Below are 26,113 nucleotides of genomic sequence, written 5' to 3' on the forward strand. Positions count from 1 at the left end.
ATCCGCCGCTACATCATCTGGCGGAACAAGCATGCCGCCGACGAACGCCTCCGTGAGGTCGTGAACAGGGCGAACGTTGCCTGATGCGGCACTAGATGCCACGTGAGGATCAGGGGGCCGCGCATGACTCAGCCAGGAGAGCTGTCACAGCCTGTTGCCGGTGTGTACGAGGAACTCATCACCGGTCGCCTCCAGGCACAGATGAGGCAGTTGGACGCGACCGGTTGGAAGGCCATCGACGCGGAGGTCAGCGAAGAGTCCACCCCGCATGTGCTCGCCCGGCACATCGGTGAGGCTGTCAGACTCAGGTTGGCCCAACTGCCCCACGACCAACAGGTGGCCGTCGCCAACCAGATCATGCGCTCGCTGGCGGCCAGCGCTCCCGATCCAGATGTGGACGAGATGGTTGGCGCCATCGCCGACGGACCTCGGCAACTGCTCGCGCTGGCCGAGCAGGAAGCACCCGGCGTGTACGCCATTCGCCCCCTCACGCCCCTGTCCGAGACGGCGCTGATCACCAACGCCCCGGAGGATCCGAACCTCGGCGCCGAACTGCGCGCGGAGCTCGCCACGGCCGACCACATCGACTTGCTCTGCGCGTTCGTGAAGTGGCAGGGCATACGGGTACTCGAAGACTCACTGCGTGCGGCGAAAAGGCGAGACGTCCCCATCCGCGTCATCACGACTACCTACATCGGCGCCACCGATCGGTTCGCGCTTGACCGGCTGGTTCGTGAATTCGGCGCTCAGGTCAAGGTCAACTACGAGATCAGAACGACTCGCCTCCACGCCAAGGCCTGGTTGTTCCGCCGCAACACCGGCTTCGACACCGCCTACGTGGGCAGCTCCAATCTGTCCAGGGCTGCACTGCTTGACGGCCTGGAGTGGAACGTACGGTTGTCGTCCGTGGCCACCCCCAGGGTGCTCGAGAAGTTCGAGGCGACCTTTGACGCCTACTGGGACGACGTCGCCTTCGAGCCGTACGACCCCGATCGCGACGGGGAACGCCTCGCTGAAGCCTTGGCCCTGGCAGGGGGCAAGGAGACCGGCGGTGAGCTAAAGATCAATATTTCGGGTCTCGAAGTACGCCCGTTCCCCCACCAACGGGACATGCTGGAACGGCTACGCGTCGAGCGCGAGATCCGCAATCACCACAAGAACCTCCTGGTGGCGGCAACCGGTACGGGCAAGACAGTGATGGCGGCACTCGACTACCGCACACTGCGTGATCAGCGTGGCGGAGAACTCCCGCGGCTCCTCTTCGTGGCCCACCGTAAGGAGATTCTGAAGCAATCGTTGCGCACCTATCGCGAGGTGCTCGCCGACGGTTCCTTCGGCGAATTGCTCTACAACGGACAGGAACCTCGCGACTGGACGCACGTATTCGCCAGCGTCCAGTCCCTCAATCTCAACCGGTTGGAACAACTCAACCCCGATCACTTCGATGTGATCGTCATTGACGAGTTCCATCACGCCACGGCGAACACCTACCGTCGCATCCTTCAGCATTTTAATCCGGTAGAACTACTTGGTCTCACGGCGACACCGGAGAGAATGGACGGCGTCTTCGTGCAGGACGAGTTCTTCGGCGGTCGAATCGCCGCCGAGATGCGGCTGTGGGAAGCGCTGGAGAACGACCTGCTGTGCCCTTTCCACTACTTCGGGGTCCCGGACGGCACCGATCTGTCGCAACTCGACTGGCGGGCTGGTTCCTACGACCGGGACGAACTCGGCAACCTCTACACGGCCAGCAATGCCCGGGCTCTGATCGTCATCAACCAGGTCAAGGCGAAGATCGCCGACCCGTCATCCATGCGAGCACTGGGCTTCTGCGTGACAAGGGCGCACGCACACTTCATGGCCGCCTGCTTCAACGGGGCGGGGATCCAAGCCGCAGCGCTCGACAGCAAGTCACCCCCGAACGAGCGCGAGCGAACACTTAACGACCTCAAGGCCGGAAGATCCAGGTGATCTTCTCCGTCGACTTGTTCAACGAAGGCCTGGACATCCCCGATGTCGACACCCTGCTGCTTCTACGCCCCACGAACAGCGCGACCGTTTTTCTTCAGCAGCTGGGACGTGGCCTACGCCGTACTCCGAACAAGCCGGTCCTTACCGTCCTCGACTTCATCGGGCAGCACCGAGCGGAGTTCCGCTTCGAGGAGCAGTTCCGCGCGCTGACCAATCTCTCCCGCTCTCGACTGGTCGACAGCATCGAGCGAGACTTCCCTCACTTGCCGTCTGGCTGCCAGATCATCCTGGAGGGCAAGTCCAAGGACCTCGTCCTCGACAACATCCGTACGCAGCTCGGCGCCACGATCAACACGTTGGCGAAGGAAGTGAGGGACTACAGCACGCCCACCCTTGCGTCTTACCTGCGCGAGAGCAGGCGGGAGATCAGAGAGCTTTACAAGAGCGCGAATTCCTGGACTAAGGTCATACGCAAAGCCGGGCTCCTCAAGGGCGATGCACTGCCCGGTGAAGAGGACCTCTTGAAGCGTGTCCACGCCTTCCTACACGTGGACGACCCCGAGCGAGCTCAGGTATATCTGCGCCTCCTTGCAGACGACGCCCCGGATTACAATTCACTCTCCCAGACCGAGCAAACGTACGCTCGCATGTTGTTCTTCAACCTCTGGGACAAGGCCGGCGGCTTCTCCAGCTACCGGGAGGGCCTGGAGTCCCTACGCGTCCAGGGTGCGGTACGCGAAGAGCTGCAACAGGTACTGGCGTACGTTCTTGATCGGGCTGATCACTTCCCGATCTCTCTCGATGGAACGCTCAGTCATCTGCCTCTCAAAGTCCACAGTTCGTACAACCGATCCGAAATCCTAGCGGCCCTCGGAGTTGCGCGGCTGGGCGGTCAGATGCCAGGTGTCTTCGCCCAGGGTGTGTCCTGGGTCGAGGAGATCAAGACCGACGCCCTCTTCATCACCTCGGAGAAGAACGAGCGGGACTTCTCGCCCAACGTCCGCTACAAGGACTACGCGATCACCCCCACCCGTTACCACTGGGAGTCCCAGAACAACACATCCGAGACCTCCCCGACGGGCTTGCGTTACCAGAACCACGCCGGACAGGGCAGTCACGTCCTGCTATTCCTCCGCCGCTACAAGGAGAACAGCATCGGCAAATCCGAGCCCTGGATCCTCCTCGGCCCTGCCACCTACAGGACGCACAACGGCAGCAAGCCAATGGCGATCACCTGGGACTTGGAGCATGAGCTCCCCGCCGACGTCTGGTCTTTCTCCGCAGCAATCAGCGCTGGGTGATGCCCTCAGCTCCGACTGCCCAGTCCAAGGCGGCGTCTGCATCATGACCGTGTGCCCGAAGTCGCCAGTTCGCACCACGTGATCTTGTAGTCAACGAGGGGCTGGACACCCCAGCGGTCGGCGACGGCGTCGACGAGGGCCATGCCGCGTCCCGCTTCGGCATCGGTGGTCGCCCGGACAAGCGTCGGAAGGGCTCGGGTGTCGGGGTCATGGACTTCGATACGCAGGTGCGTGCCGTTCATGGAGAGGGTGAGGGTGGTCGGGGTTCCTTCACCTACGTGCGTGATCACGTTGGAGACGAGCTCGCTGACGCACAGTTGGGCCGGGTCGACCAGTTCGGGCAGGCCCCACAGTCCCAGGTGAAGGCGCAGAACGCGGCGTAGAGCTGCCACTTCCTGGGCTTCGGCGAGGAACGGAATGCTCCACGGCTTCCTCGGCGTGCAGCTCATGCAGGTCATGCGTCAACTCCCTTTGAGACGACCGTAAGTTGCAAAAAGTCATCGAGCGCACACACAGGGTTGCATTGAGACTCTCAAAATGGAACTCTCACTCTGCCCGGATCGGAGTGCAGCCTTCTAGTGCGCGCCCCCGGCGCACGCGACCTTGCCGTCCGGTCGCGGCAGCCAGCACGATTTGCCCGATCGATAGGAAGGGCTCACACACATGCCTGTCGGACCCACGACTCGTCGTCGCCAACTGGGCGCCGACCTGCGCCGTCTTCGCGAGCTCAAGGGCCTGACCCTTGAAGAGGCAGGTTTGCGGGTCGGTATTTCGAAGGCGACGCTCAGCCGTTACGAGACGAAGGAAGGGACGGTCAAGTGGCCCGCGGTTGACGCACTCTGCCGCGAATACGGTGCATCTGACGAAGAACGCCTCGCGCTGGTCGACCTGGCGAAGGGCGCACGGATCCAGGGCTGGTGGAGATCACTTGCGGATCCGATCCCTGCGTCGATGAATCTCATGCTCACGCTGGAAGACGAGGTGGTCCGCGAAGATCACTACGCTTGTGTGTACGTCCCTGGACTCCTGCAGACCCGTGCGTACGCCGAGGCTGTTCATCGTGCGTCCGAAGTGCAGTGCGCCGAGCGCGAGGTACAGCACATGGTCGACATCCGCATGAAGCGACAAGAGCTCCTCAAGCGGGCCGATCCACCGCAGATCTGGTGCGTGATCGATGAGGCGGTCCTGCAACGCCGAGTCGGCGGAGGCGCCGTCATGCGGGAGCAACTCCAACACCTCCTCACCGTTTCACGGCTGCCTCACGTCACCGTCCAGGTTCTGCCCTTCTCAACCGGCGCCCACGCCGCGGCCGTTGGGAGCTTCGCCATCCTTCGAGGGCCGTCTCCCGAGTTGGACGTCGTGTACATGGATCTGTTGGGTGGTGGCCTCTTCATGGAGAAGCAACCCGAGTTGCAGCGGTATAGGTTGGCGTTCGAATATCTCAGTGCTCAGGCACTCGATCTCGAGTCCTCGGCAGGGTTCATCGACCGCATAAGCAAGGAGTCGTGATGACCGCACACCCGATGCATCGGTGGGTCAAGTCCTCCTACAGCGGCGGAAGCGGGACCGAGTGTGTCGAGTGCGCATGGACCGGTGACGGCGCTCTCGTACGTGACTCCAAACAGTCCGGCGGACCGGTCATATCCGTCCGGGAGCCCGCTTGGCTGGCCTTCATAGCCGCTGTGGACGGTGGCCCCCTGGCTTCCACTCCTACCCCGATGCGCTAACACTGCTCGCTGCCGAGTGCCAGTAGCAGCAGGGACCAGCATCGAACTGTGCAGTGACTTCGTCACCGGCGGCGGCGAACGGGGCAAAGGCCCTGATGACCGGCCGGAGTACGCTGCCGGATGTCGTCCAGGGAAAAAGGGGGCCCGCGATGAGTGGGACGGTCACGGCGGTCAGCTGTAACGGGGAGTACTCGTTCACCAAGCCCAATCGGGAGAGCATCAACCTGCTCGCCGGGCTCGGGGTCGAGGGGGACGTGCACTCCGGGGTGACCGTCAAGCACCGGTCGCGGGTGGCGAAGGATCCCACTCAGCCCAATCTCCGGCAGGTTCACCTCATTCATGAGGAGCTGTTCGAGGAAGTCGCCGGGGCCGGGTTCCGGGTGGCTCCCGGGGAGCTGGGGGAGAACGTCACGACCCGGGGGATCGATCTGCTCGGGCTGCCCGTGGGGACGCTGTTGCGGTTCGGGGACGCGGCCGTCGTCGAGGTGACCGGGTTGCGCAATCCCTGTCTGCAGATCGACAACTTCCAGCGCGGGCTGCTGAAGGAGGTCGTCGGGCGCGGGGACGAGGGGCGGCTCGTGCTCAAGGCCGGGGTCATGGGGGTCGTGGTGACCGGGGGTGTCGTGCGGCCCGGGGACCGGATCGAGGTCGAGTTGCCCGAGCCGCCGTACCGGGTGCTTGAGCGGGTCTGAGTTCCGCCGTCGCCCTCGCGCGTCGTAGGTCGCCACTCCGTGGTCCTCGGCGAGGGGGCGGGGCGTCCGGTCGTCCCATTCGTCTGTGTGCGGGAAGTGGAGGATTTGGGCCGGTCCGGGTGGGAGATACCGCAGGCCGAGGGCGGGAGGCAGGCCCAAAGCTGCCAACGGTGCCGTCGAGGGGAACGGAGTGGGCCGCATCCCGGGCGGTCCCCGGGACGCGGAACCCGGGACGCGGGCGTTCGGTCGGCTGCCGCTCGGGCGGCTGACGGGCGGGCGGCCGACGGGCGGGCGGTCTCAGCCGCTGATCTGCCTGCGGCCGGCGTCTCCTCCGGTGATCTGGATACGGCGCGGCTTGGCCTGTTCGGTCACCGGGATGCGCAGCGTCAGGACACCGGCCTCGTAGGAGGCGTCGACGCGGTCGGTATCGAGGGTTTCGCCGAGGAACAGTTGGCGGCTGAAGGTCCCCGTCGGGCACTCGGCAGCGAGCAGTTCCGCGTCCTCGGGGGCCGGGGACCTCCGCTCGGCGCGGACGTTCAGCACATTGCGTTCCACGTCCAGCTCGATCGTCTCGGGAGCGACGCCAGGGAGGTCGAAGTGGACCAGGAACTCGTCCCCGGAGCGGTAGGCGTCCATCGCCATCATGGAGGGGCGGACGGCGGAGCCGGCGGAGCCGGTGGAGCCCAAGACCTGCTGCGCGAGTCGATCGAGTTCGCGGAAGGGGTCCGTACGCATGAGTATCACGGGTCACTCCTCTCTTCAGGAACTGGATGAGATGCCCTACGACTCTTATATAACTCCGGCGAAGAAACTTGACAAGACCTGGCTCAGGTTCGGGGATGGCGGTGGCCTGGGCGTTAGCCTTCGGGGCAGTGACGGAGGAGGCGGAAATGGCGAAGGTTCCCAGTTCGGTGATCGCGGCCAGCGGGCTCGTGGGCGGCTACGGCGTCGCCCGCTGGACCAAGAAGCGGCAGCTCGGCGGGGTCGTACTGGCCACCGCGGGGGCGGCCGCCGCTCAGCAGTGGCGCAAGCGGGCCGGGGGGAAGGCCGCCGGGGCGCTGGGCGTGGCGTACGTCGCCGCCTTCGCCGGATCCCATCCGCTGGCCAGGAAGGTCGGCGCCTGGCCGTCCGTGCTCGGGGTCGCGGGGGCCGTGGCGCTGGCTTCGTGGGCCGTCGCCGACCGGCGGGCGTAGCTCCGGCACGGATCAGGAGCCGTAGCAAGGAGCCGTAGCAGGGCCTCGGAAGAGCCTCGGGCCAGCGTCGGAAGAGGTCCCGGGAGAGTTTCTGTTATCCGCCGCGCCCCGCCGCCGTCTCCCTGTCATGCACGTGACTCGAGAGCTCAGCCGTCGGAGCATGCTGAAGGCCACGGGCGGCGAGGCCACGGCCGTCGCCCTGGCCGCGCCGCCCGCCGAGGGTGCCGGGGGCGCCTTCGCGCACCCCGGCCTCCTGCACACCCGTACCGATCTGGAGCGCATGGCGGCCAAGGTGAAGGCGGGCGCCGCGCCCTACACGGCCGGGTTCGCCAGGCTGACCGCCAACCGGCACGCGCAGATGGGCTGGCGGGCCAATCCGCAGGCGACCGTGTACCGGGGCGGGGGCAGCCCGCAGAACTACGCGATCCTCTACAACGACATCCACGCCGCCTACCAGAACGCGCTGCGCTATCACGTCAGCGGCGAGAAGGCCCACGCCGACACCGCGGTGGCCGTCCTCAACGCCTGGTCGGCGAAGCTGACCTCGATCGGCGGGTCCGCCGACCGGTTCCTGGCGGCGGGGCTGTACGGCTACCAGTTCGCCAACGCCGCCGAACTCGTCCGCGACCACGCCGACTTCGACCTGGCCGGCGCGAAGAAGGTGCTGCTGAACGTCTTCTCGCCGCTCAGCGAGTCCTTCCTGAGCGACCACAACGGCGCCGTCATCACCAACTACTGGCCCAACTGGGACCTGACGGCCATGGCGTGCGTGCTGGCCACCGGGATCTTCTGCGACGACCGGGCCAGGGTGGAGCGGGTCGTGGAGTACTTCAAGAGCGGGGCCGGGCTCGGCGCGGTCAGGCACGCGATCCCCGTGGTGCACGACGACGGGCTCGCCGAGTGGCTGGAGGCCGGCCGCGACCAGGGGCACACGCTGCTCGGCGTCGGCCTGATGGGTACGGTCTGCGAGATGGCCTGGAACCAGGGCATCGACCTGTACGGCTATGACGACAGCCGTTTCCTCAAGGGCGCCCAGTACGTGGCGAAGTGGAGCCTGGGCGGGGGCGTGCCGTACACCGCGAACACCCGGCGCAAGGGTGCGATCGGCGGCTGGTCGGGGTCGGAGACCGCGAGCGGTGTGGCGTCCGCCAGCCCGGCCATGAGCCGTCCCGTCTGGGCGATGATCGCCAACCACTACACCAAGCGCCGGGGCCTGTCCGCCACCTACCTCACCCGCATCGCCGCCAAGGCCGCGCCCGAGGGCGGGGGCGGGGACTACGGCCCCAACAGCGGCGGCTACGACCAGCTCGGCTTCGGCACGCTGGCGTACACCCGGGACCGGTCGGCGGACCCGTCGGCGGCACCGACCCCGGCGGCCCCGGAAGGCGCGGGGGCCGGGGCCCGTACGCGTGCGGACGGCTCCCCCGATCCCGCCGAAACCGCCGAAACCACCGGCACCTCCGCCTCCGCCCCGGGCTCCGGCAAGGGGCTCGCCGCCACCGGCTCCGAGGAGGTCATCGGGTGGTCGGCGGCGGCGGGCGTCACCGCTGTCGCGGGCGGGCTGCTCCTGCTGCGGCGCCGCGACCGGGGGCGCGGGCCGGAGCAGGAGGGGACGCGGTCGTAGGGTCCCGGAGTCGTAGGGTCGTAGCTACGCCGTGGCCGTCCCTACGCCGTGGCCGTCCGCGAGCCAGGTGAACCGGGCGTGCCGGGGGAACCGGGGGACCCGGGCGAGCCCTTCCTGCCCCGCTCCCCCTTCGCCGCCGCCTTCGCCCGGCCCGCCGCAGCGGTCAGCGGGCGGGCGACGTCCTCCAGGGAGCGGCGTTCCGCGCGTACCGCGAGGGCCGCCGCGACCAGGCCCGCCGCGCACATCAGGGACGCGCCGATCTGGAACGCGAGGACCGTGTCGCCGACCTTGCCGGTGCTGGTGAGGTCGGCGAACAGGAGGGGGCCGCTGATGCCGCCGGCCGCCGTGCCGAGGGCGTAGAAGAAGGCGATGGACATCGCCCGGGTCTCCATCGGGAAGATCTCGGAGACGGTCAGATAGGCGCTGGAGGCGCCCGCCGAGGCGAAGAACAGCACCGCGCACCAGCAGGCGGTCAGGGTCGTCGCGCTCAGCGAGCCCCGGTCGAACAGGAAGGCCGTGCCGAACAGGAGGATGCCGGAGAGCAGGTAGGTGGAGGAGATCATCACCCTTCGGCCGACGGTGTCGAAGAGCTTGCCGAGCAGCAGCGGGCCGCAGAAGTTGCCGATCGCGATGACGGCGAAGTAGTAGCCGGTGTGGTCGGCCGGGACGTTGAAGAACTTGGTCAGGATGGCGCCGAAGCCGAAGGTGATCGCGTTGTAGAGGAAGGCCTGGCCGATGAAGAGGGAGAAGCCGAGCACGGCCCGCCTGCGGTAGGTCGAGAAGACGGTGCGGGCGATCTCCAGGAAGGTGACGCCACGGCGCTGGTGGATCTCCAGTTCGCCCCGCGGCTCCGCGAGCGGCTCGTCCTTCTCCGCCTCGATCCGCCGTTCGATGGAGGTGACGATCTCCTCGGCCTCCTGTTCGCGGCCGTGGATCAGCAGCCAGCGTGGGCTTTCCGGCACGTTGCGCCGTACCAGCAGGATGACCAGGCCGAGGACGACACCGAGCGCGAAGGTCAGCCGCCAGCCGACGTTCGCTGCCAGCAGGTGCGTGTTCAGCGCGACGATCGACAGCAGCGAGCCGCCGACCGCGCCCACCCAGAAGCTGCCGTTGATGATCAGGTCGACGCGGCCGCGGTACTGGGCCGGGATCAGTTCGTCGATCGCGGAGTTGATGGCCGCGTACTCGCCGCCGATGCCGAAGCCGGTCAGGAAGCGGAAGGCGAAGAACCACCAGGACTGGAAGGAGACCGCGGTCAGGGCGGTCGCGGCCAGGTACACCGCGAGGGTGATCATGAAGAGGTTCTTACGGCCGTAGCGGTCGGTCAGCCGGCCCCAGAACAGGGCGCCCAAGCAGGCGCCCGCCACGTACAGCGCGGCGGCGAGGCCGGTGACCTGGCCGGAGGAGATCGCCAGGCCGCTGCCGGGCTCGGACAGCCGGGCGGCGATGTTGCCGACGACCGTGACCTCCAGGCCGTCGAGGATCCACACCGTGCCCAGGCCGATGACGATCGTCCAGTGCCAGCGGGACCAGGGCAGACGGTCGAGCCGGGCGGGGATGCGGGTGGTGATGGTCCGGCCGGTCTCGGCCGCGGCTGTTCCCATGGGCTCCCTCCTCGTCGAAGGATCTCGTCGAAGGACCTCGTCGAAGGACCTCGTCCAGGACGGGGAGACGGGTGCCCCCTGGCAGGGCGTCTACGCTCCGAGCCCCCGGGACACCGCGTAGATGAGCAGCCCGGCCAGTGAGCCCACCACCGTGCCGTTGATCCGGATGAACTGCAGATCGCGGCCGATGTGCGCCTCGATCTTGCGGGTGGTGTGCTCGGGGTCCCAGCCGGCCACGGTGTCGGTGATCAGGGAGGTGATCTCCTTGCGGTAGGTCGTCACGACGTGCACCGCCGCGCCCTCGACCCAGCTGTCGACCTTGTCCTGCACCTTGGGCTCGGTGGCCATCCGGGCGCCCAGGGAGAGCAGGGAGGCGCGCACACGCAGCCTGAGTTCGCTGCGCTCGTCCTCCGCCGCCGAGACGATCATGGATCGTACGGCGGTCCAGGCGGAGGCGATCAGGTCCTGGACCTCGCCCCGGCCCAGCACGTCGCCCTTGAGCCGCTCCACCCGCGCCCGGGTGTCCGTGTCGGACTGCAGGTCGGAGGCGAAGTCGCCGAGGAAGCGGTCGAGGGCGCCGCGCGCGGGGTGGGAGGGCATGTCCCGCATCTCCGCGCAGAAGCGCAGCAGCTCCTTGTAGACGCGCTCGCCGACCTTCTTGTCGACGAACCTCGGGGTCCAGCCGGGCGCGCCGCCCTGCACCGCGTCCATCACCGAGTCGGCGTGCAGGACGAGCCAGTCGTGGGCGCGGGCGACGACCAGGTCGACGACCCGTTTGTGGCCGCCGTCGGCGACGACCTTCTCCAGCATCTTGCCGATGCCGGGCGCGATCTCCTGGGCGTCGGCCCGGCGGGTGATCGCCTCGCCGACCACCGCCTGCACGTCCGAGTCGCGCAGCACCGTCAGCGCGCCGCGCAGCGCGGTGGCCAGCTCGGCGGTCACCCGGTCGGCGTGCTCCGGGTCGGCCAGCCAGGCGCCGAGCCGGCTGCCGATGCCGACGGCGCGCAGCCGCTGCCGTACGACGTCCTGGGAGAGGAAGTTCTCGCCGACGAACTCGCCGAGGGAGACGCCGAGCGCGTCCTTCTTGGTGGGGATGATCGCGGTGTGCGGGATGGGCAGGCCGAGGGGGTGGCGGAAGAGGGCGGTGACCGCGAACCAGTCGGCGAGCGCGCCGACCATGCCGGCCTCGGCGGCCGCGGCGACGTAGTCCGTCCAGGGGCCGGCGCCCGCGTTCGAGGCCCACTTGGCGAGGACGTAGACCACGGCCACGAACAGCAGCAGTCCGGTCGCGGTGAGCTTCATGCGCCGTACGCCGCGCTGCCGTTCCTCGTCCGCGGGCGTGAACGCCGTCATGGTGCGGTACGACGTGCCCCCCGCGCCGGACGACGTGCCGGGCGACGTGCCGGACGGCTTGCCCGTCGCGCGGTACGCCGCGTTCGCGTCCGCTGTTTCCGTCTGCGTGCGTTCCATCAGCTCCACCCGTTCCACCAGTGCGGTGATCCCGCACACAATTGTCCCTTCCTGACCTACTCCCGGAACAGAACAGGAGTTCCCGGCGTCAATGTGGGCGGAGCCATGACGCATCATGCGCTCATCAGATCGGAGCCTCGGGCTCCCATCGCCCGAGGAGAACAACACAAGCATGACCAAGCGTCATGGCTATGCCCTGATCAGCGCGATCGTCGCGCTGGTCGTGGCCCTGTCCGCCGCCATCTACGCAGGCGTGGCGGCCGGCGACGGCACCCCCCGCTCCACCCTCAGCGACGACCGTGGCCACCACGAGACCACCGTCGCCCCCGCCTCCACCGGCACCTGGGTCGCCTCCTGGGCCACCTCCCCGGTGGGCGGCGAGCCGGGCACCGAGACCGAGGGCCTGGCCGGCCGCTCGGTGCGCAACGTCGTCCACACGGACGCCGCGGGGACGAGTGCCCGCGTCACGCTGTCCAATCTCTACGGCCAGTCCGCACTCAGCATCACCCACGCCTCCCTCGCCCTCGCGGCCGCCGACGGCACCGCCGCCGCTGTCGCCGAAACGATGCGGCAGCTCACCTTCGACGGCGCCCCCGCAGTCGTCATCCCGCCCGGCGACCAGGTGCTGAGCGACGCCGTGCGCCTCGCCATCCCGCACGACACGGACGTCCTGGTCACCACCTACTCCCCCACCCCGTCGGGCCCGGTCACCTACCACCCGAACGCTCGCCAGGTGTCGTACGTCGCCGAGGGGGACCGCACCGAGGACGTGAGCGCGGGCGCCTACACCGGACAGACCTCGTACTGGCGCTATGTGACCGCCCTCGACGTCCTGAGCAACGAGTCGGCCGGCACCGTCGTCGTGCTCGGCGACTCGATCACCGACGGCATCACCTCGACCGAGGGCGCCAACCGCCGCTGGACGGACGTCCTGGCCGGACGGCTGCGCGCGGCCGTCGAGAGCGGCCAGGACCTGCCCCGCTACAGCGTCGTCAACGAGGGCATCAGCGGAAACCAGGTCCTCGCCGACGGACTGGGCCGGCCCGCCGAGAACCAGAGCGGCCTCGGCCGCTTCGGACGGGACGTGCTGGCGCGGACGAACGCCAAGGTCGTCGTCATCGACCTCGGCATCAACGACATCCTGCGCAACCCCCGCCTCGCCGACCCCGACCGGATCACCGCCGGCCTGCGCACCCTGGTCCGCGAGGCCCACGCCCGCGGTCTGAAGGCCGTCGGCACCACCCTGATGCCCTTCCAGGGGCGCCGCGGCTGGACGGCGGCCCGGGAGGCGGTACGGCAGCGGGTCAACGCACAGATCCGGGCCGGACAGGTCTACGACGCCTACACCGACCTCGACAAGGCGCTCAGGGACCCCTACGACCCGCGCCGGCTGCGCCCCTACTACGACTCCGGGGACCATCTGCACCCCAGCGACGCCGGGTTCGCGAAGATGGCCGACACCTTCGACCTGCGGCAGCTGAAGGGGGCCGGACAGACCGAGCTGTAGCCGACGAGCCTGATCGAGGGGGGCCGACGGCTCGGCGGTCAGTACCGCCCACCGCCAACGGCTCGGCGGTCAGTACCGCCCGTGCCTGCGCTGTTCCCGCTCCTGCCGGCGGCGCTCGCGCGCCTCGTGCCGGGCTTCGTGCCGGGCCGCGTGCAGTTCGTGGCGCCCGGCCCCGCGGTCCAGCTTGTCCGGACGGCGCTCCTCCTTCAGGCGCAGCCGCTCCTCGCGGGTGATCCTGCGCTCCACACCGACCCCGCCCCAGAAGGCCAGCCCGTTGATGATCACGCGCGGGGCGCCCGGCTCGCCCGGCACGCCCTCCTCGCTGTGGTCGAAGCCGCCCATGATCCCGATGCCCCGCACCTCCACCTCGACCCCGGGCGGCACGACGACCTGCATACCGCCCATGATCGCGATGCAGGTGATCTCCACCTCGCGGTCCGCGAAGTTCGCCTCGCGCAGATCGATCTCACCACCGCCCCAGAAGGCGAAGGAGGTGAAGCGCTTGGGCACCGTCCAGCGGCCCTTGCGCTGGAAGCCGGACATCACGGCGACCGCGCCCGTCGAGGAACCCGCGCCCCCGACGATACGGCTCGCCCAACTCCCGCTCTCGGCGGGCTCTTTGCGGAAGGACACCGCCGGCGGGGCCACCGCCGCGCCCGCGACGGGCAGGTCCCGGGTGATCGGCGTCAGCTCACCGTAGGTGCGCGCCCGGTACGTCGCCTCCAGCCGCTCCTCGAACTCGGCCATGTCCAGGCGCCCTTCGGCCAGGGCGTCCCGCAGGACCTCGGCGACTCGTTCACGATCGGCGTCGGAGGCGCGCAGTTCCGGGGCATCGTCGGTCATGGACAGCAGCCTACGAGCTTCCCCGGGCGCAGGCTACGAGCTTCCCGGCAGCTTCCTCGCGCACGGGCCCGCCGGCCTCCTCCGGCGCGGGCTACGCGACCGGCCGCTCCGCCCGGTCCGCCGCCTCCGCGTACATGGTGGCGATCACCGCCTCGATGTCCGGCTCCCGCACCGAGAGGTCCACCAGCGGGTACTCGGCCGCGATCCGCGCGACCAGCGGGGCCGCCGACGCCGACGCCGGGAAGGCCAGCCACTGGCGCGGACCCTCGACCCGCACCACCCGCGCCGACGGCAGCTCGATCGGCGGCAGCTCCCGCTCCAGGTCCACCACCAGGGTGCGCTCGCTCTCCCCGGCCTCGTGCAGACCGGCGAGCGGGCCGTCGTACACGAGCCGGCCGTGGTCGATGACCATCACACGGGAGCAGAGCTGCTCGATGTCCTGAAGGTCGTGGGTGGTCAGCAGGACGGTGGTGCCCCGCTCGGCGTTCAACTGCCGCAGGAAGCCGCGCACCTTGGCCTTGGAGACGACGTCCAGGCCGATGGTGGGCTCGTCGAGGTAGAGCACCTCGGGATCGTGCAGCAGGGCCGCCGCGATGTCACCGCGCATCCGCTGACCGAGGGAGAGCTGCCGGACCGGGACGTCCAACAGCTCGCCCAGCTCGAGGAGTTCGACGCAGCGGTCGAGGTTCTCGCGGTAACGGGCGTCCGGGACGCGGTACATGCGGTGCACCAGACGGTAGGAGTCGATCAGCGGGAGGTCCCACCACAGCGTCGTACGCTGCCCGAACACCACGCCGATGCGATGCGCCAGGCGGGCACGCTCACGGGACGGGTCGATGCCGGCCACCCTGAGCCGGCCGGCGCTCGGGGTGAGGATGCCGGTCAGCATCTTGATGGTGGTCGACTTGCCCGCGCCGTTCGGCCCGATGTAGCCGACCATCTCACCGCGCGGCACGGTGAAGGAGATCGAGTCGACCGCCCGCACCTGCCGCCGCTCCCGCTTGAGGAAGCCGGTCTTCCTGCGCACGTCGAAGACCTTTTCGACGCCGTCGAGTTCGATGAAGTGTTCGTCCACAGTCCTTGGCAGCCCTTCAGCTTCCCGTACGCAGTTCTTCAGCTTCCCGTACTCCGATACGACCTGAGCCCGGCCCGCCACGCCACCCCTGCCAGCGCCAGGCACCCCACCGCCACCAGCGGCGGGGCGAACGCCACCCAGTGCGGCAGACCCAGCGGATACGGCCGCCCCAGCACGTACGTGGCGGGCAGCCAGTTGACGAAGGCGAGCGGCAGCACATAGGTCACCCCGCGTACCAGATCCGTCGCGAACAGTGTCGGCGGGTACTGCAGGAGTGTCGTACCGCCGTAGGTGAACGCGTTCTGCACCTCGGAGGCGTCCTGCGCCACGAACTGGAAGGCGGCGCCCGCGACGAACACCGCGCAGAAGATCGCGCAGCCGCTCAGCAGCATCACCGGCATCAGCAGCAGCCTGAGCGGCGTCCAGTCGATGTCCAGACGCGCGAGCGCGAAGCCGAGGACCAGCACGCCCTGCGTGGTCCGCCCGAGCCGACGCAGCGCGAACTGGTCGGCGGCCAGTTGCGCGAGCACCGGCGCCGGGCGCACGAAGAGGGTGTCCAGCGTGCCGTCACGCACCCGCGCCCCCAGCTTCTCCATCGAGCCGATCAGCAGGTCGGCGAGCCCGAAGGTGGTACTGGAGACGCCGTACAGGAAGGCCACCTCGGGCAGCGAGTAGCCGCCGAGGGCGTGCACCCGGGAGAACATCAGCAGGATCGCGACGAAGTCGAGCGCGGTCGCCGCGAAGTTCGCGACCGTCGTGATCGCGAACGAGGCGCGGTAGGCCATCGTGGAACGGATCCACATCGCGGCGATCAGGCGATACGTCCGCAGTCCGTCCCCCAGCCGCAGCCCCTCCGCCGGCCGGAGGCCCTCGCCCGGCCGGACGCCGTCGCCCGACCCGATGTCCTCGCCCGGCCGGACGCCCTCCTTCGGGCCGGCGGTCTCACCCACCCTGCACCACCACCCTGCGCGTGGCGACCGCCTGCACCATCCGCCCGGCCGCCAGCAGCGCCACCGCCCAGGTGGCCTGGAAGGCGTAGGTGGCGAGCGGGTCGGCGTGCCCGAGCAGCAGGTCGGCGGGCGCCTGGAGCAGCGAGGACCAGGGCAGGGCCCGTACGACATCGCCGAAGGCGCCCGGGAACACGTTCAGCGGCAGGATCATCCCCGAGCAGAACCACCCCACCAGCCAGGACAGCTGCATCACACCCGTGCCGTCCAGCAGCCAGAACGCGGACAGCGCCACCAGGTACCGGATGGCGAAACTCACCAGCATCGCCAGCAGCACGGACACCAGGAACGCGGCCCAGGCGGTGACCCGGGTGGGCAGCGCCAGGTCGAAGAAGAGCGCCCCCACCAGGAACGGGATCACACCACGGCCCAGCAGCTCGAAACCGGCCCGGCCCAAATCGGCGGACAACCACCACATTTGAAGATCGACAGGCCGGTAAAGATCGATCGCCACGTCCCCCGTACGGATGCGTCCCATCAACTCGCCCTCCACGCCACCGCCACCGTTGGCCAGAGTTTTGAGGAGGGCCTGTCCGATCCATACGTAGGTGACCGCCTGGGCCTTGTCGTACCCTCCGAGGTGCGGTTTCTCGTTCCACAGGGCCGTGTAGGTGTAGACGAGGATCATGCCGAAGGCGGTGTTCGTGAACACCCCGGCGGCAGTGGCCGCCCGATACGTCGCGTATCGTCGGAAACCCCCCGCCGCGACGGCCGCGTACAACCGTCCAGCGCCCACGTCGATCTACCTCCCGAGACCTCAGACACCGAAGCGCAGGATCCTAGTCCGGCGGACATGTGGCACACCACGCATTTTCCGGCCCGGAAGCGTGCCGGAATCCGGGAACGGAACGCTTGGTGCGAGAGTCTTCAACGGGGGGCGCAGATGGCGTACGAGGCGTACGTGAACGTACGACGCGAAACAGGAGTCCGTGCACGACATGAGCGACGAGCCGCAGCCGCACCAGCCGAACCAGGGCGGCGCGACGAGAAAGCCGCCGGCGGCCGACGGGCCCGGGAAGCGGGAGGTCGGGGAGCAGGCGTCAGCGAAGTCCTCCGGGGCGGACGAGACGCCTACGGCACCTGAGAACGACCGGGACGGCCGGGAGGACCGGGCGGACCGGGCGGGCGGCTCGCCGAGCCCGGCGGCCAGGACCGCCGATGGCGACCGTGGCGACGAGGCAGGGGGGCCGACGAGCGGCACGACGGGGGCAGGCCCGGGGGCGAAGGGGACGTCCGGCCCAGGGGCGGCCCCTGAGACCGGTGCGCCCTCCGAGGCCCCGGCGGGCGCCGGCGCGGCCGGCGGTGCCGAGAGCACCCAGGTTCTCCGGCGCGTGCGGGCGGACGAGGACGAGCAGGCGGGGCCGCCGGCCGTCGGCGCCGGTCCGGTCGAGAGCACCCAGCGCCTCCGGCCCGTCCAGGACGTCAAGGACGTCAAGGACGGCGAGGACGGCGACGACGGCAAGGCAGCGGGGGCCGCCGGTGCCGCGGGTACTGCCGGTACCGGTGAGAGCACGCAGGTGCTGCGCCGCGTCACGGCGGACAACGGCGGCCGGGCCGGCGCGCCCACCCCCACGGCCGAGACGGGCGCCGCCGCCGGTGGCGGCGAGAGCACCCAGGTCCTCCGGCGCGTCCAGGTCCCCCGGCCCGCCCAGCCCTCCGACGCCACCCCGGCGGGCCAGACGGCCCAGGCGCCCAAGTCGGGCGCACGGGCCCGGATCCCGAAGGGCGCGGCAGCCGCCTCGGCGGCCGTCGGCGCCGCGGGCGTGGCGAGTGCCGCGAGTGCGGCAGCCGCCCAGGCCGGCGCGGCCGCCGGCGCTTCAGGCGCTCCAGCCACGGCAGGCACCGCAGGCACTCAAGCCACATCCCCCACAGCTGCCCTCGACAGTCCCGCCGCCCCCTCCAGCACCCCGGGCAACCCCGGTAACGGGAGCGGCGGCGGCAAGAACGCGAAGAAGGGCAAGCGGCCCAAGCGCACCGGATGGCGACGGATCATCCCCACCTGGCGCATGGTCCTCGGCACCTTCATGTTCGGGATCCTGCTGATCATGGGCCTGTTCTTCCTCGGCTACTCCATGGTCAACATCCCGCCGGCCAACGCGCTCGCCACCAAGCAGAGCAACGTCTACCTCTACGCCGACGGCTCCCAGCTGGCCCGCGACGGCCAGATCAACCGCGAGAACGTCACCCTCGCCCAGGTCTCCAAGGACGCCCAGCACGCCGTACTCGCCGCCGAGGACCGCGACTTCTACACCGAGTCCGCCATCGACCCCAAGGCGATGCTCCGCGCCGCCTGGAACACGGCGACCGGCAAGGGCAAGCAGTCCGGCTCGACGATCACCCAGCAGTACGTGAAGAACTACTACCTGGCCCAGGAACAGACCGTCACCCGCAAGGCCAAGGAGTTCTTCATCTCGATCAAGCTGGACCGCGAGAAGTCCAAGGACGACATCCTCGAGGGCTACCTCAACACCAGCTACTTCGGCCGCAACGCCTACGGCATCCAGGCCGCCGCCCAGGCCTACTACGGCAAGGACGCCCGCGACCTCGACCCGGCCCGCGCCGCCTACCTCGCCGCCCTGGTCAACGCGCCCAGCGAGTACGACGTCGTCGCCCACCCCGAGAACAAGTCGGCCGCCGTCGCCCGCTGGAACTACGTCCTGGACGGCATGGTCACGAAGGGCTGGCTCAGCCAGTCCGCACGCGCCGGCATGAAGTTCCCGATGCCGAAGGAACAGACGGTCTCCACCGGCCTGTCCGGCCAGCGCGGCTACATCGTCGAGGCGGTCAAGAACTACCTCACCACCAACAACATCATCGGCGCCGACCAGTTGGAGGCGGGCGGCTACCGCATCACCACCACCCTGCAGAAGGACAAGCAGGACGCCTTCGTCAAGGCCGTCAACCAGCAGCTGATGGACAAGCTGGACAAGAAGAACAACAAGGTCGACAACTACGTCCGCGCGGGCGGCGCCTCCGTCGACCCCAAGACCGGCAAGGTCGTCGCGATGTACGGCGGCGTCGACTACGTGAAGCAGTACACCAACGGCGCCACCCGCGGTGACTTCCAGGTCGGCTCGACTTTCAAGCCGTTCGTGTTCACCTCGGCGGTGGAGAACAACTCCACCACGCAGGACGGCCAGACCATCACCCCGAACACCTACTACGACGGCACCGACAAGCGGCCGGTACAGGGCTGGAGCGGCGGCCCCTACGCGCCGGAGAACGAGGACTCCAAGTCGTACGGCGACATCACCGTGCGCAAGGCAACCGACCTGTCGGTCAACGCGGTGTACGCGCAGATGGCCGTCGACGTCGGCCCGGCCAAGGTCAAGCAGACCGCCGTCGACCTCGGCATCCCCTCCGACACCAAGGACCTCAACCCCTACCCGTCCATCGCGCTCGGCACCTCCACCGCCAGCGTCCTGGACATGGCGGAGGCCTACGCCACGCTCGCCAACCACGGCCGGCACGGCACGTACTCGATGATCGACAAGGTCACCAACGGCGCCCAGGACATCAAGCTGCCCGACCAGCAGGTCAGGCAGGCCGTCCCCCGCGAGGCCGCCGACACCACGACCTCCATCCTGCAGAGCGTGGTCGACAACGGCACCGCCACCGCCGCCCAGGCCGCGGGCCGCCCCGCGGCCGGCAAGACCGGCACCGCCGAGGAGGACACGGCGGCCTGGTTCGCGGGCTACACCCCCGACCTCGCCACCGTCGTCTCCGTCATGGGCCAGGACCCGGTGACGGCCGCCCACAAGCCGCTGTACGGCGCGATGGGCCTGCCCCGCGTCAACGGCGGCGGCGCGCCCACCGCCATCTGGGCCCAGTTCACCAAGGACGCCCTGCAGGGCAAGCCGGCCGGCGACTTCGACCTCCAGCTGCAGCAGGGCGCCGACGTCCAGGCCCCGCCCAGCCAGGCACCGACGCAGCCCGGCACCAGCACCCCGACCAACGGCGCCACCCCCGGCGGCGGCCAGGGCGGCCAGGGCCAGACGCAGGGCCAGACGGCCGGCCAGAACAACGGCGGTGCGACCGGCACGCCCAGCAACGGCACGACCAACGGCAACACCACCACGGGCAACACGGCGCAGGGCACCACCAACGGCACCACCACCGGGACGACCGCGGGCAACGGGACGGCCGGCGCGAACAACGGCGGCACGACCGCCGGCACCGACGCCGGGACCACCGCGGGTGACGGCGCCGGCGGCGGGAACAACGGCGGCACGGACGGCACCACGACCGGGACCACGGCGGGCGCGGGAGGTCCACCGGGTCAATGACGCAAGAGGGGGCTGGTGACCGTGGTCACCAGCCCCCTCTTTCTGCTCGGGGATTCAGAGATAAAGGCCCGTGGAGTCCTCCGACCCCTCGAACCGGTCCGCGGCCACCGCGTGCAGGTCGCGCTCGCGCATGAGCACGTACGCGACACCCCGCACCTCGACCTCGGCGCGGTCCTCCGGGTCGTACAGGACCCGGTCGCCGGGCTCCACGGTCCGTACGTTCTGCCCCACCGCGACGACCTCGGCCCAGGCCAGCCGGCGCCCGACCGCCGCCGTGGCGGGGATCAGGATGCCGCCGCCCGAACGCCGCTCGCCCTCGCCGGCCTCCTGCCGCACCAGGACGCGGTCGTGCAGCATCCGGATGGGAAGCTTGTCGTGATGGGGGGTGCTGTCGTTCCTCTTGGCGCTCACGCCCCGAACCTACCTGTTACGGCGCCGGGAACCGAGGGTGAGCAGCCCCACGACCCCGACGACGACGAGGGCGACGGGCACGACCCGCTCCAGCCGGGGCGCGCCCTTCTCGTCCACGAACTGGGCCCTGACCTCGCTCACGGCGCGGTTGACCTGGACGTAGGCCCGTCCGAGCGTGTTGTCGACGTTCGCGACGACCTTGGCCTTGGCGTCGCCGACGAGCGTCTTGGGATGCACCCGCACCCCGATCTCGTCGAGGGTCTCGGCCAGCACTTCGCGGCGGCGCTTGATGTCCGCCTCGATCTGCGCCGGGGTTCTGCTGTCCGACGTGTCCGCCACCGTACGGCCTCCGAAGTCTGTGATGCGTGTCCCGGACAGTCTGTCAGCTCTCGGCGCCGCCGCACTGTCAGGACCCCCCGTTACGCTAGACCGATGAGCGAGCGACTCCAGCCCGGGGACGTGGCCCCCGACTTCACCCTCCCCGACGCCGACGGCAACGAGGTGTCCCTGTCGGCCCACAAGGGCCGCAAGGTGATCGTCTACTTCTACCCGGCGGCGCTGACCCCCGGCTGCACGAAGCAGGCGTGCGACTTCACCGACAACCTCTCCCTCCTGGCCGACGCCGGGTACGACGTCATCGGCATCTCCCCCGACAGCCCGGAGAAGCTGGCGAAGTTCCGGGAGAAGGAGTCCCTGAAGGTCACGCTGGCGGCCGACCCGGAGAAGACGGTCACCGAGGCCTACGGCGCGTACGGCGAGAAGAAGAACTACGGCAAGACGTACCTGGGCGTCATCCGCTCCACGATCGTCGTGGACGAGGAGGGCAAGGTGGAACGGGCCCTGTACAACGTCCGCGCGACCGGCCACGTCGCCAAGATCATCAAAGACCTGGGGGTCTGACACTCCCTCCACCTACGGCGGCCCGCACCGGGGCGACCGGGCGCGGGCCGCTTTCCCTCGCAAGTGCTTCACCCCCAAGCCCGTCTCTCACCGGGTGTTGGTCGTTCTGCCGCCCGACGCCGGACGGACCAACAGATCCCAGCTTCACCGGGCCCTGGCCGAGATCGGGGTGCCGTACGCATGCGAGACCTGCGGCAACACGGGCGAGTGGCTTGGGCGGCCGATCACCCTGCAGATCGACCACGTCAACGGGGAATGGCGCGACAACCGCCGAGAAAATCTCCGGTACCTGTGCCCCAACTGTCATGCGTCGACGGAGACGTGGTGCCGTCAGAAGGCGAGGGCGCCACTCGCCGTATAACTCGCTCTACCCGTACACTGAACGCTGCCGGTCGAGCATGATGACCGTTTTTGAGCGGCCGTGATGGAATTTGGCAGTCATGCTGGGTTTAGGTCCCAGTGGGTTCACACCCGTGTGGGTTCGAGTCCCACCGGCCGCACAGCAGAGGGGCCGCCCCACGGGACGGCCCCTTACCCGTGCATCAGCCCAACAGCTCCCGGATCACCGGTACCAGTGCCCGGAACGCCTTTCCCCGGTGGCTGATCGCGTTCTTTTCGGGTGGGGTCAGTTCGGCGCAGGTTCGGGACTGGCCGGTCGGCTGGAGGATCGGGTCGTAGCCGAAGCCGTTCGTGCCGGACGGGGACGTGCGCAGGGTCCCGTGGAGCCGGCCCTCGACCACCCGTTCCGTGCCGTCCGGCAGGGCGAGGGCCGCCGCGCAGGCGAAGTGGGCTCCCCGGTGTTGGTCCGCGATGTCGGAGAGCTGGGCCAGCAGGAGTTCGAGGTTGGCGCGGTCGTCGCCGTGCCGTCCCGCCCAGCGGGCCGAGAAGATGCCCGGTGCGCCGTTCAGGACGTCGACGCAGAGGCCGGAGTCGTCGGCGACGGCGGGCAGGCCGGTGGCCCGGGCGAGGGCGTGGGCCTTCAGCAGCGCGTTCTCGGCGAAGGTGACGCCCGTCTCCTTGACGTCGGGGACGTCGGGGTAGGCGTCGGCGCCGAGCAGTTCGTGGGGCAGGTCTGCGTCGGCGAGGATGGCCCTCAGCTCGGTGATCTTTCCGGCGTTGCGGGTGGCGAGGATCAAGCGGGTCATGCCCCCAGTATCGGGGAGGTCCCGTATCGGGGAGGTCCCGTATCGGGGAGGTCCCGTATCGGGGAGTGCCCGTATCGGGGAGTGCCCGTATCGGGGAGTGCCCGTATCGGGGAGTGCCCGTATCGGGGAGTGCCCGCATCGGGGAGTGCCCGTATCAGGGGGTGCAGACCTTGGTCAGTTCGCCGGCCGCGTCCGTGACCGGGGTGACGTCCGGGGTTTTGTCGCCGTTCTTGATCTCGGTGCGGACGTTCGCCACCGCCTGGTTCAGGTGGTCCACGGCCTTGTTGACGTCCACGTTGTCCGTCTTGTCGCCTATCTTGTCGAGGTTCTTCTCGATCGAGGCGATGGAGGCGTCGGCCTGCGTGGGGTCGTTCGCCGCGTTCTCCACGGCCTGCTGGAGTTCGGTCACGCTGTCGGCGATGGAGTCGGCGGTGTGCACGCAGTCCAGGGCCTTGTTGACGGCGGAGCAGCCGCTGAGAAGGCCGACGGTGAGTGCTGCGGCCGCTCCGAGGGCGGCGATCGCGGTACGTCGGTGTCGGCTCGCGGCCATGGGTGTGTTCCCTCCCCTTGTCAGGCCCGCGCGGGGCCCCCGTGGACATCCTTAGGGACGCGGTGGCGGGCGGCCGGGTTGCCTGCGCCCGCCCGCACCACCGGCCTCGTCCGTCGCGCCGGTCCCGCCCGTCCCCCGGTCGTGCGGGTTACTTCGTGAGGGTCGCGTCGAGCGCCTTGTGCTGCAGGGCCGCCAGGTCCGTGCAGCCGGCCACGGCGAGGTCCAGCAGCGCGTTGAGTTCCTCGCGGGCGAAGGGCTCGGCCTCGGCGGTGCCCTGGACCTCGACGAAGCGGCCGTCGCCGGTGCAGACGACGTTCATGTCGGTCTCGGCGCGGACGTCCTCCTCGTAGCAGAGGTCCAGCAGCGGCACCCCGCCGACGATGCCGACGGACACGGCGGAGACCGTGCCGGTCAGCGGCTGGCGGCCGGCCTTGATGAGTTTCCTGCCCTGTGCCCAGGCGACGGCGTCGGCCAGCGCCACGTAGGCGCCGGTGATGGCCGCCGTGCGGGTGCCGCCGTCGGCCTGGAGGACGTCGCAGTCGAGCACGATGGTGTTCTCGCCGAGCGCCTTGTAGTCGATGACGGCGCGCAGGGAGCGGCCGATGAGGCGGCTGATCTCGTGGGTGCGGCCGCCGATGCGGCCCTTGACGGACTCGCGGTCGCCACGGGTGTTGGTGGCGCGGGGCAGCATGGCGTACTCGGCGGTGACCCAGCCCTCGCCGCTGCCCTTGCGCCAGCGGGGGACGCCTTCGGTGACGGAGGCGGTGCAGAAGACCTTGGTGTCGCCGAAGGAGACGAGGACGGAGCCCTCGGCGTGCTTGCTCCAGCCGCGTTCGATGGTGACCGGGCGGAGTTGTTCGGCGGTGCGGCCGTCGGTTCGAGACATGCGGATGAGCCTAGCCGTAGCGGCGGAAGGGGCTCCTCCCCGTTTCGGGAAGAGCCCCTTCACCCCGGGCCTCCGGCCGGTGAGCGGGTGTGCTCACATCATGTCTTCGATCTCCGCGGCGATCGGGTCGGCGTCGGTGCCGATGACGACCTGGATGGCGGTGCCCATCTTGACGACGCCGTGGGCGCCGGCGGCCTTCAGGGCGGCCTCGTCGACCAGTGAGGGGTCGTTGACCTCGGTGCGCAGGCGGGTGATGCAGCCTTCGATCTCTTCGATGTTGTCGAGGCCGCCGAGCCCGGCGACGATCTTCTCAGCCTTGCTGGCCATGTTCCGCTCCCTGAATTCCCTGATCCGAACCGGTTGTCGCAGTAACCCACAGTTGGCCCAGCTTCGCGAGCGGTCCTGCCGTACGTACCGAATGATGGCGATCACGATCACGACAGCGGAACCGTCTGCCGACTGGTCTACACCACCGTGGCGACGGTCGCCAAACCCGCGGGTGCGGAGGATCCATGACCGCCGACAGCAGCGCCGGGGGCGGCGCCGAGGGCACGGCCGGTGCGGCCCGGGTTCGCTGGGGCCGTCTGTTCCAGGGGCTGCAGAAGATGGGCCGCAGTCTCCAGTTGCCCATCGCGGTGCTGCCGGCCGCCGGCATCCTCAACCGGCTGGGCCAGCCCGATGTGTTCGGTGACCAGGGGCTCGGCTGGACCGATGTGTCGCGGGTGATGAAGGGGGCGGGCGGCGCGCTGCTCGACGGTTCGCTGGGGCTGCCGCTGCTGTTCTGCGTGGGGGTGGCGATCGGTATGGCGAGGAAGGCGGACGGTTCGACGGCGCTGGCGGCGGTGACGGGTTTCCTCGTCTATTACGGCGTGCTGCACGAGTTTCCCGAGAGGTGCCCGGGCGGCTCGGCGGCCGTCGAGGGGATCGGCTGCCAGGTGCGTTCGGGGGCGGTGACGGCGTTCACGTTCCAGAATCCCGGGGTCTTCGGCGGGATCGTCCTGGGTCTGCTGACGGCCTTCTGCTGGGCCCGGTTCCATCGCACCCGGCTGGTGGACTGGCTGGGCTTCTTCAACGGGCGCCGGCTGGTGCCGATCGTCATGGCGTTCGTGGCGATCGCCTTCGCGGTCCTGTGCCTGTGGGTCTGGCCGCCGGTCGGCGGCGCGCTGGAGGGGTTCGGCGACTGGCTGCACCGGGCGGGCGCGTGGGGTGCGGGGGTGTTCGGGGTGGCGAACCGGGGGCTGCTCGTCTTCGGTCTGCACCAGTTCCTGAACGTGCCGGTCTGGTTCCAGTTCGGCAGTTACACCAAGCCGGACGGCACGGTGGTGCACGGGGACATCAACATGTTCCTGCAGGGCGATCCGCACGCGGGCCAGTTCACCTCGGGGTTCTTCCCGATCATGATGTTCGCGCTGCCGGCGGCGGCGCTGGCGATCACGCACACGGCGAGGCCGCAGCGACGCAAGGAGGTGGGCGGCCTGATGCTGTCGGTGGCGTTGACGTCGTTCGTCACCGGTATCACCGAGCCGCTCGAGTACTCCTTCCTGTTCGTCGCGCCGCTGCTGTTCGGCGTCCACGCGGTGCTGACGGGGGTGTCGATGGCGGTGACGTGGGCGCTGGGGGTGCATGACGGGTTCGGTTTCTCGGCGGGCCTGATCGACTACGTGATCAACTGGGACCTGGCGCGGAGGCCGTGGGCGGTCGTTCCGATCGGGCTGTGTTTCGCTGTCGTCTACTACGGCGTGTTCCGGTTCGCGATCACGAAGTTCGACCTGCGGACGCCGGGGCGTGAGCCGGAGGAGGAGGTCGAGGACACCACCAGGGTGTGAGCGAATGGTGACGGGAATCGCGGGTTCCTTATACCGCCTTCACCGTGCTACAACAGGTCTACACCACTGAGTGGTGTAGACCAGAGACGCCCCCC

Annotated in this window: 22 protein-coding genes, 1 tRNA gene and 3 pseudogenes; 12 read left to right on the plus strand and 14 right to left on the minus strand. The window is 69.3% G+C overall.

Annotated elements, in window-relative coordinates:
* Both ACFYMM_RS30415 and ACFYMM_RS30420 read left to right on the plus strand, forming a co-directional pair.
* A pseudogene (locus tag ACFYMM_RS30415) lies at positions 1 to 84 on the plus strand (transposase); the annotation flags it as partial.
* Positions 85 to 123: 39 nt separating this feature from the next.
* Positions 124 to 3,272 (plus strand): annotated as a pseudogene (locus tag ACFYMM_RS30420) (DUF3427 domain-containing protein).
* A gap of 59 nt (positions 3,273 to 3,331) precedes the next feature.
* Here ACFYMM_RS30420 and ACFYMM_RS30425 read toward each other — a convergent pair.
* A pseudogene (locus ACFYMM_RS30425) lies at positions 3,332 to 3,730 on the minus strand (ATP-binding protein); the annotation flags it as partial.
* Between the two features lie 205 nt (positions 3,731 to 3,935).
* On the opposite strand from ACFYMM_RS30425, the gene ACFYMM_RS30430 reads away from it, so the two are divergent.
* The 3 genes from ACFYMM_RS30430 to ACFYMM_RS30440 all read left to right on the plus strand — a co-directional run bounded on the left by ACFYMM_RS30430 (position 3,936) and on the right by ACFYMM_RS30440 (position 5,691).
* Positions 3,936 to 4,781, plus strand: a complete 846-nt coding sequence (locus ACFYMM_RS30430) for a helix-turn-helix domain-containing protein (protein ID WP_388392120.1) — start codon at positions 3,936 to 3,938, stop codon at positions 4,779 to 4,781.
* A 14-nt stretch (positions 4,782 to 4,795) separates the two neighbouring features.
* Complete coding sequence (locus tag ACFYMM_RS30435; RefSeq protein WP_388392418.1) at positions 4,796 to 4,999, plus strand: DUF397 domain-containing protein; 204 nt, start codon at positions 4,796 to 4,798, stop codon at positions 4,997 to 4,999.
* A 149-nt stretch (positions 5,000 to 5,148) separates the two neighbouring features.
* Complete coding sequence (locus ACFYMM_RS30440) at positions 5,149 to 5,691, plus strand: MOSC domain-containing protein (protein ID WP_388392122.1); 543 nt, start codon at positions 5,149 to 5,151, stop codon at positions 5,689 to 5,691.
* A gap of 297 nt (positions 5,692 to 5,988) precedes the next feature.
* Here the strand turns inward: ACFYMM_RS30440 and ACFYMM_RS30445 are convergent, their stop codons facing one another.
* Positions 5,989 to 6,432: an Hsp20/alpha crystallin family protein gene (locus ACFYMM_RS30445; RefSeq protein ID WP_388392421.1), complete on the minus strand. Its 444-nt coding sequence runs from the start codon at positions 6,430 to 6,432 to the stop codon at positions 5,989 to 5,991.
* A 149-nt stretch (positions 6,433 to 6,581) separates the two neighbouring features.
* On the opposite strand from ACFYMM_RS30445, the gene ACFYMM_RS30450 reads away from it, so the two are divergent.
* Together ACFYMM_RS30450 and ACFYMM_RS30455 are read left to right on the plus strand one after the other, a co-directional pair.
* A complete protein-coding gene (locus tag ACFYMM_RS30450) occupies positions 6,582 to 6,884 on the plus strand; it encodes a hypothetical protein (RefSeq protein WP_388392124.1) in 303 nt (100 codons plus the stop codon).
* A 160-nt stretch (positions 6,885 to 7,044) separates the two neighbouring features.
* The gene (locus tag ACFYMM_RS30455; RefSeq protein ID WP_388392126.1) at positions 7,045 to 8,508 is read left to right on the plus strand and encodes an alginate lyase family protein; all 1,464 of its coding nucleotides are present in this window, start codon (positions 7,045 to 7,047) and stop codon (positions 8,506 to 8,508) included.
* A gap of 41 nt (positions 8,509 to 8,549) precedes the next feature.
* On the opposite strand, the gene ACFYMM_RS30460 is transcribed toward ACFYMM_RS30455, so the two are convergent.
* Together ACFYMM_RS30460 and ACFYMM_RS30465 are read right to left on the minus strand one after the other, a co-directional pair.
* Positions 8,550 to 10,112, minus strand: a complete 1,563-nt coding sequence (locus ACFYMM_RS30460) for an MFS transporter (protein WP_388392128.1) — start codon at positions 10,110 to 10,112, stop codon at positions 8,550 to 8,552.
* Between the two features lie 90 nt (positions 10,113 to 10,202).
* Positions 10,203 to 11,582 (minus strand): DUF445 domain-containing protein, encoded by a 1,380-nt coding sequence (locus ACFYMM_RS30465; protein ID WP_388392130.1) that lies wholly within the window; start codon positions 11,580 to 11,582, stop codon positions 10,203 to 10,205.
* A gap of 172 nt (positions 11,583 to 11,754) precedes the next feature.
* Here ACFYMM_RS30465 and ACFYMM_RS30470 point away from each other — a divergent pair, with 172 nt between their 5' ends.
* A complete protein-coding gene (locus ACFYMM_RS30470; RefSeq protein WP_388392132.1) occupies positions 11,755 to 13,089 on the plus strand; it encodes an SGNH/GDSL hydrolase family protein in 1,335 nt (444 codons plus the stop codon).
* A gap of 69 nt (positions 13,090 to 13,158) precedes the next feature.
* Here ACFYMM_RS30470 and ACFYMM_RS30475 read toward each other — a convergent pair whose 3' ends face one another.
* From ACFYMM_RS30475 to ACFYMM_RS30490, 4 genes are all read right to left on the minus strand, one after another.
* Positions 13,159 to 13,932, minus strand: coding sequence for a DUF1707 domain-containing protein (locus tag ACFYMM_RS30475; RefSeq protein ID WP_388392135.1), 774 nt, complete (start codon positions 13,930 to 13,932; stop codon positions 13,159 to 13,161).
* A gap of 91 nt (positions 13,933 to 14,023) precedes the next feature.
* Complete coding sequence (locus ACFYMM_RS30480; RefSeq protein WP_388392137.1) at positions 14,024 to 15,007, minus strand: ATP-binding cassette domain-containing protein; 984 nt, start codon at positions 15,005 to 15,007, stop codon at positions 14,024 to 14,026.
* Positions 15,008 to 15,045: 38 nt separating this feature from the next.
* The gene (locus tag ACFYMM_RS30485) at positions 15,046 to 15,855 is read right to left on the minus strand and encodes an ABC transporter permease (RefSeq protein WP_388392424.1); all 810 of its coding nucleotides are present in this window, start codon (positions 15,853 to 15,855) and stop codon (positions 15,046 to 15,048) included.
* A 94-nt stretch (positions 15,856 to 15,949) separates the two neighbouring features.
* The gene (locus tag ACFYMM_RS30490; protein WP_388392140.1) at positions 15,950 to 16,750 is read right to left on the minus strand and encodes an ABC transporter permease; all 801 of its coding nucleotides are present in this window, start codon (positions 16,748 to 16,750) and stop codon (positions 15,950 to 15,952) included.
* Between the two features lie 781 nt (positions 16,751 to 17,531).
* Between ACFYMM_RS30490 and ACFYMM_RS30495 the strand changes: the two genes are divergently transcribed.
* Positions 17,532 to 20,300 carry a transglycosylase domain-containing protein gene (locus tag ACFYMM_RS30495; protein ID WP_388392426.1) on the plus strand — a complete coding sequence of 923 codons (2,769 nt, stop codon included), beginning with the start codon at positions 17,532 to 17,534 and terminating at the stop codon, positions 20,298 to 20,300.
* Positions 20,301 to 20,354: 54 nt separating this feature from the next.
* Here ACFYMM_RS30495 and ACFYMM_RS30500 read toward each other — a convergent pair whose 3' ends face one another.
* Both ACFYMM_RS30500 and ACFYMM_RS30505 read right to left on the minus strand, forming a co-directional pair.
* Positions 20,355 to 20,711, minus strand: a complete 357-nt coding sequence (locus ACFYMM_RS30500) for a GroES family chaperonin (protein ID WP_388392142.1) — start codon at positions 20,709 to 20,711, stop codon at positions 20,355 to 20,357.
* Positions 20,712 to 20,720: 9 nt separating this feature from the next.
* The gene (locus tag ACFYMM_RS30505; protein WP_388392145.1) at positions 20,721 to 21,050 is read right to left on the minus strand and encodes a DUF3618 domain-containing protein; all 330 of its coding nucleotides are present in this window, start codon (positions 21,048 to 21,050) and stop codon (positions 20,721 to 20,723) included.
* A gap of 93 nt (positions 21,051 to 21,143) precedes the next feature.
* On the opposite strand from ACFYMM_RS30505, the gene bcp reads away from it, so the two are divergent.
* Together bcp and ACFYMM_RS30515 are read left to right on the plus strand one after the other, a co-directional pair.
* Positions 21,144 to 21,611: a thioredoxin-dependent thiol peroxidase gene (gene bcp / locus ACFYMM_RS30510; protein WP_388392148.1), complete on the plus strand. Its 468-nt coding sequence runs from the start codon at positions 21,144 to 21,146 to the stop codon at positions 21,609 to 21,611.
* A gap of 415 nt (positions 21,612 to 22,026) precedes the next feature.
* Positions 22,027 to 22,111, plus strand: a tRNA-Leu gene (locus ACFYMM_RS30515).
* 42 nt (positions 22,112 to 22,153) lie between these two features.
* On the opposite strand, the gene rdgB is transcribed toward ACFYMM_RS30515, so the two are convergent.
* The 4 genes from rdgB to ACFYMM_RS30535 all read right to left on the minus strand — a co-directional run bounded on the left by rdgB (position 22,154) and on the right by ACFYMM_RS30535 (position 24,543).
* Positions 22,154 to 22,756: an RdgB/HAM1 family non-canonical purine NTP pyrophosphatase gene (rdgB, locus tag ACFYMM_RS30520; protein ID WP_388392151.1), complete on the minus strand. Its 603-nt coding sequence runs from the start codon at positions 22,754 to 22,756 to the stop codon at positions 22,154 to 22,156.
* Positions 22,757 to 22,910: 154 nt separating this feature from the next.
* Entirely contained in the window at positions 22,911 to 23,306 is a 396-nt protein-coding gene (locus tag ACFYMM_RS30525) for a hypothetical protein (RefSeq protein WP_388392154.1), read from the minus strand.
* A gap of 148 nt (positions 23,307 to 23,454) precedes the next feature.
* A complete protein-coding gene (gene rph, locus ACFYMM_RS30530) occupies positions 23,455 to 24,192 on the minus strand; it encodes a ribonuclease PH (RefSeq protein WP_388392156.1) in 738 nt (245 codons plus the stop codon).
* Positions 24,193 to 24,285: 93 nt separating this feature from the next.
* Complete coding sequence (locus ACFYMM_RS30535; RefSeq protein ID WP_388392428.1) at positions 24,286 to 24,543, minus strand: glucose PTS transporter subunit EIIB; 258 nt, start codon at positions 24,541 to 24,543, stop codon at positions 24,286 to 24,288.
* A gap of 161 nt (positions 24,544 to 24,704) precedes the next feature.
* Here ACFYMM_RS30535 and ACFYMM_RS30540 point away from each other — a divergent pair, with 161 nt between their 5' ends.
* Positions 24,705 to 26,018, plus strand: a complete 1,314-nt coding sequence (locus ACFYMM_RS30540) for a PTS transporter subunit EIIC (protein WP_388392159.1) — start codon at positions 24,705 to 24,707, stop codon at positions 26,016 to 26,018.
* Positions 26,019 to 26,113: the final 95 nt, after the last annotated feature.

Origin of the sequence: Streptomyces sp. NPDC006739 (genome assembly GCF_042869815.1) — a bacterium.
Lineage (GTDB): Bacteria > Actinomycetota > Actinomycetes > Streptomycetales > Streptomycetaceae > Streptomyces.

Excerpts from the sequence above, each read along its gene's own strand:
- ACFYMM_RS30440 (WP_388392122.1), top strand. The coding sequence starts at position 5,149 with ATGAGTGGGACGGTCACGGCGGTCAGCTGTAACGGGGAGTACTCGTTC.
- ACFYMM_RS30435 (WP_388392418.1), top strand. The coding sequence starts at position 4,796 with ATGCATCGGTGGGTCAAGTCCTCCTACAGCGGCGGAAGCGGGACCGAG.
- ACFYMM_RS30465 (WP_388392130.1), bottom strand. The coding sequence starts at position 11,582 with ATGGAACGCACGCAGACGGAAACAGCGGACGCGAACGCGGCGTACCGC.
- bcp (WP_388392148.1), top strand. The coding sequence starts at position 21,144 with ATGAGCGAGCGACTCCAGCCCGGGGACGTGGCCCCCGACTTCACCCTC.
- ACFYMM_RS30460 (WP_388392128.1), bottom strand. The coding sequence starts at position 10,112 with ATGGGAACAGCCGCGGCCGAGACCGGCCGGACCATCACCACCCGCATC.
- ACFYMM_RS30450 (WP_388392124.1), top strand. The coding sequence starts at position 6,582 with ATGGCGAAGGTTCCCAGTTCGGTGATCGCGGCCAGCGGGCTCGTGGGC.
- ACFYMM_RS30475 (WP_388392135.1), bottom strand. The coding sequence starts at position 13,932 with ATGACCGACGATGCCCCGGAACTGCGCGCCTCCGACGCCGATCGTGAA.
- ACFYMM_RS30525 (WP_388392154.1), bottom strand. The coding sequence starts at position 23,306 with ATGGCCGCGAGCCGACACCGACGTACCGCGATCGCCGCCCTCGGAGCG.
- rph (WP_388392156.1), bottom strand. The coding sequence starts at position 24,192 with ATGTCTCGAACCGACGGCCGCACCGCCGAACAACTCCGCCCGGTCACC.
- ACFYMM_RS30540 (WP_388392159.1), top strand. The coding sequence starts at position 24,705 with ATGACCGCCGACAGCAGCGCCGGGGGCGGCGCCGAGGGCACGGCCGGT.
- rdgB (WP_388392151.1), bottom strand. The coding sequence starts at position 22,756 with ATGACCCGCTTGATCCTCGCCACCCGCAACGCCGGAAAGATCACCGAG.
- ACFYMM_RS30430 (WP_388392120.1), top strand. The coding sequence starts at position 3,936 with ATGCCTGTCGGACCCACGACTCGTCGTCGCCAACTGGGCGCCGACCTG.
- ACFYMM_RS30455 (WP_388392126.1), top strand. The coding sequence starts at position 7,045 with ATGCTGAAGGCCACGGGCGGCGAGGCCACGGCCGTCGCCCTGGCCGCG.
- ACFYMM_RS30470 (WP_388392132.1), top strand. The coding sequence starts at position 11,755 with ATGACCAAGCGTCATGGCTATGCCCTGATCAGCGCGATCGTCGCGCTG.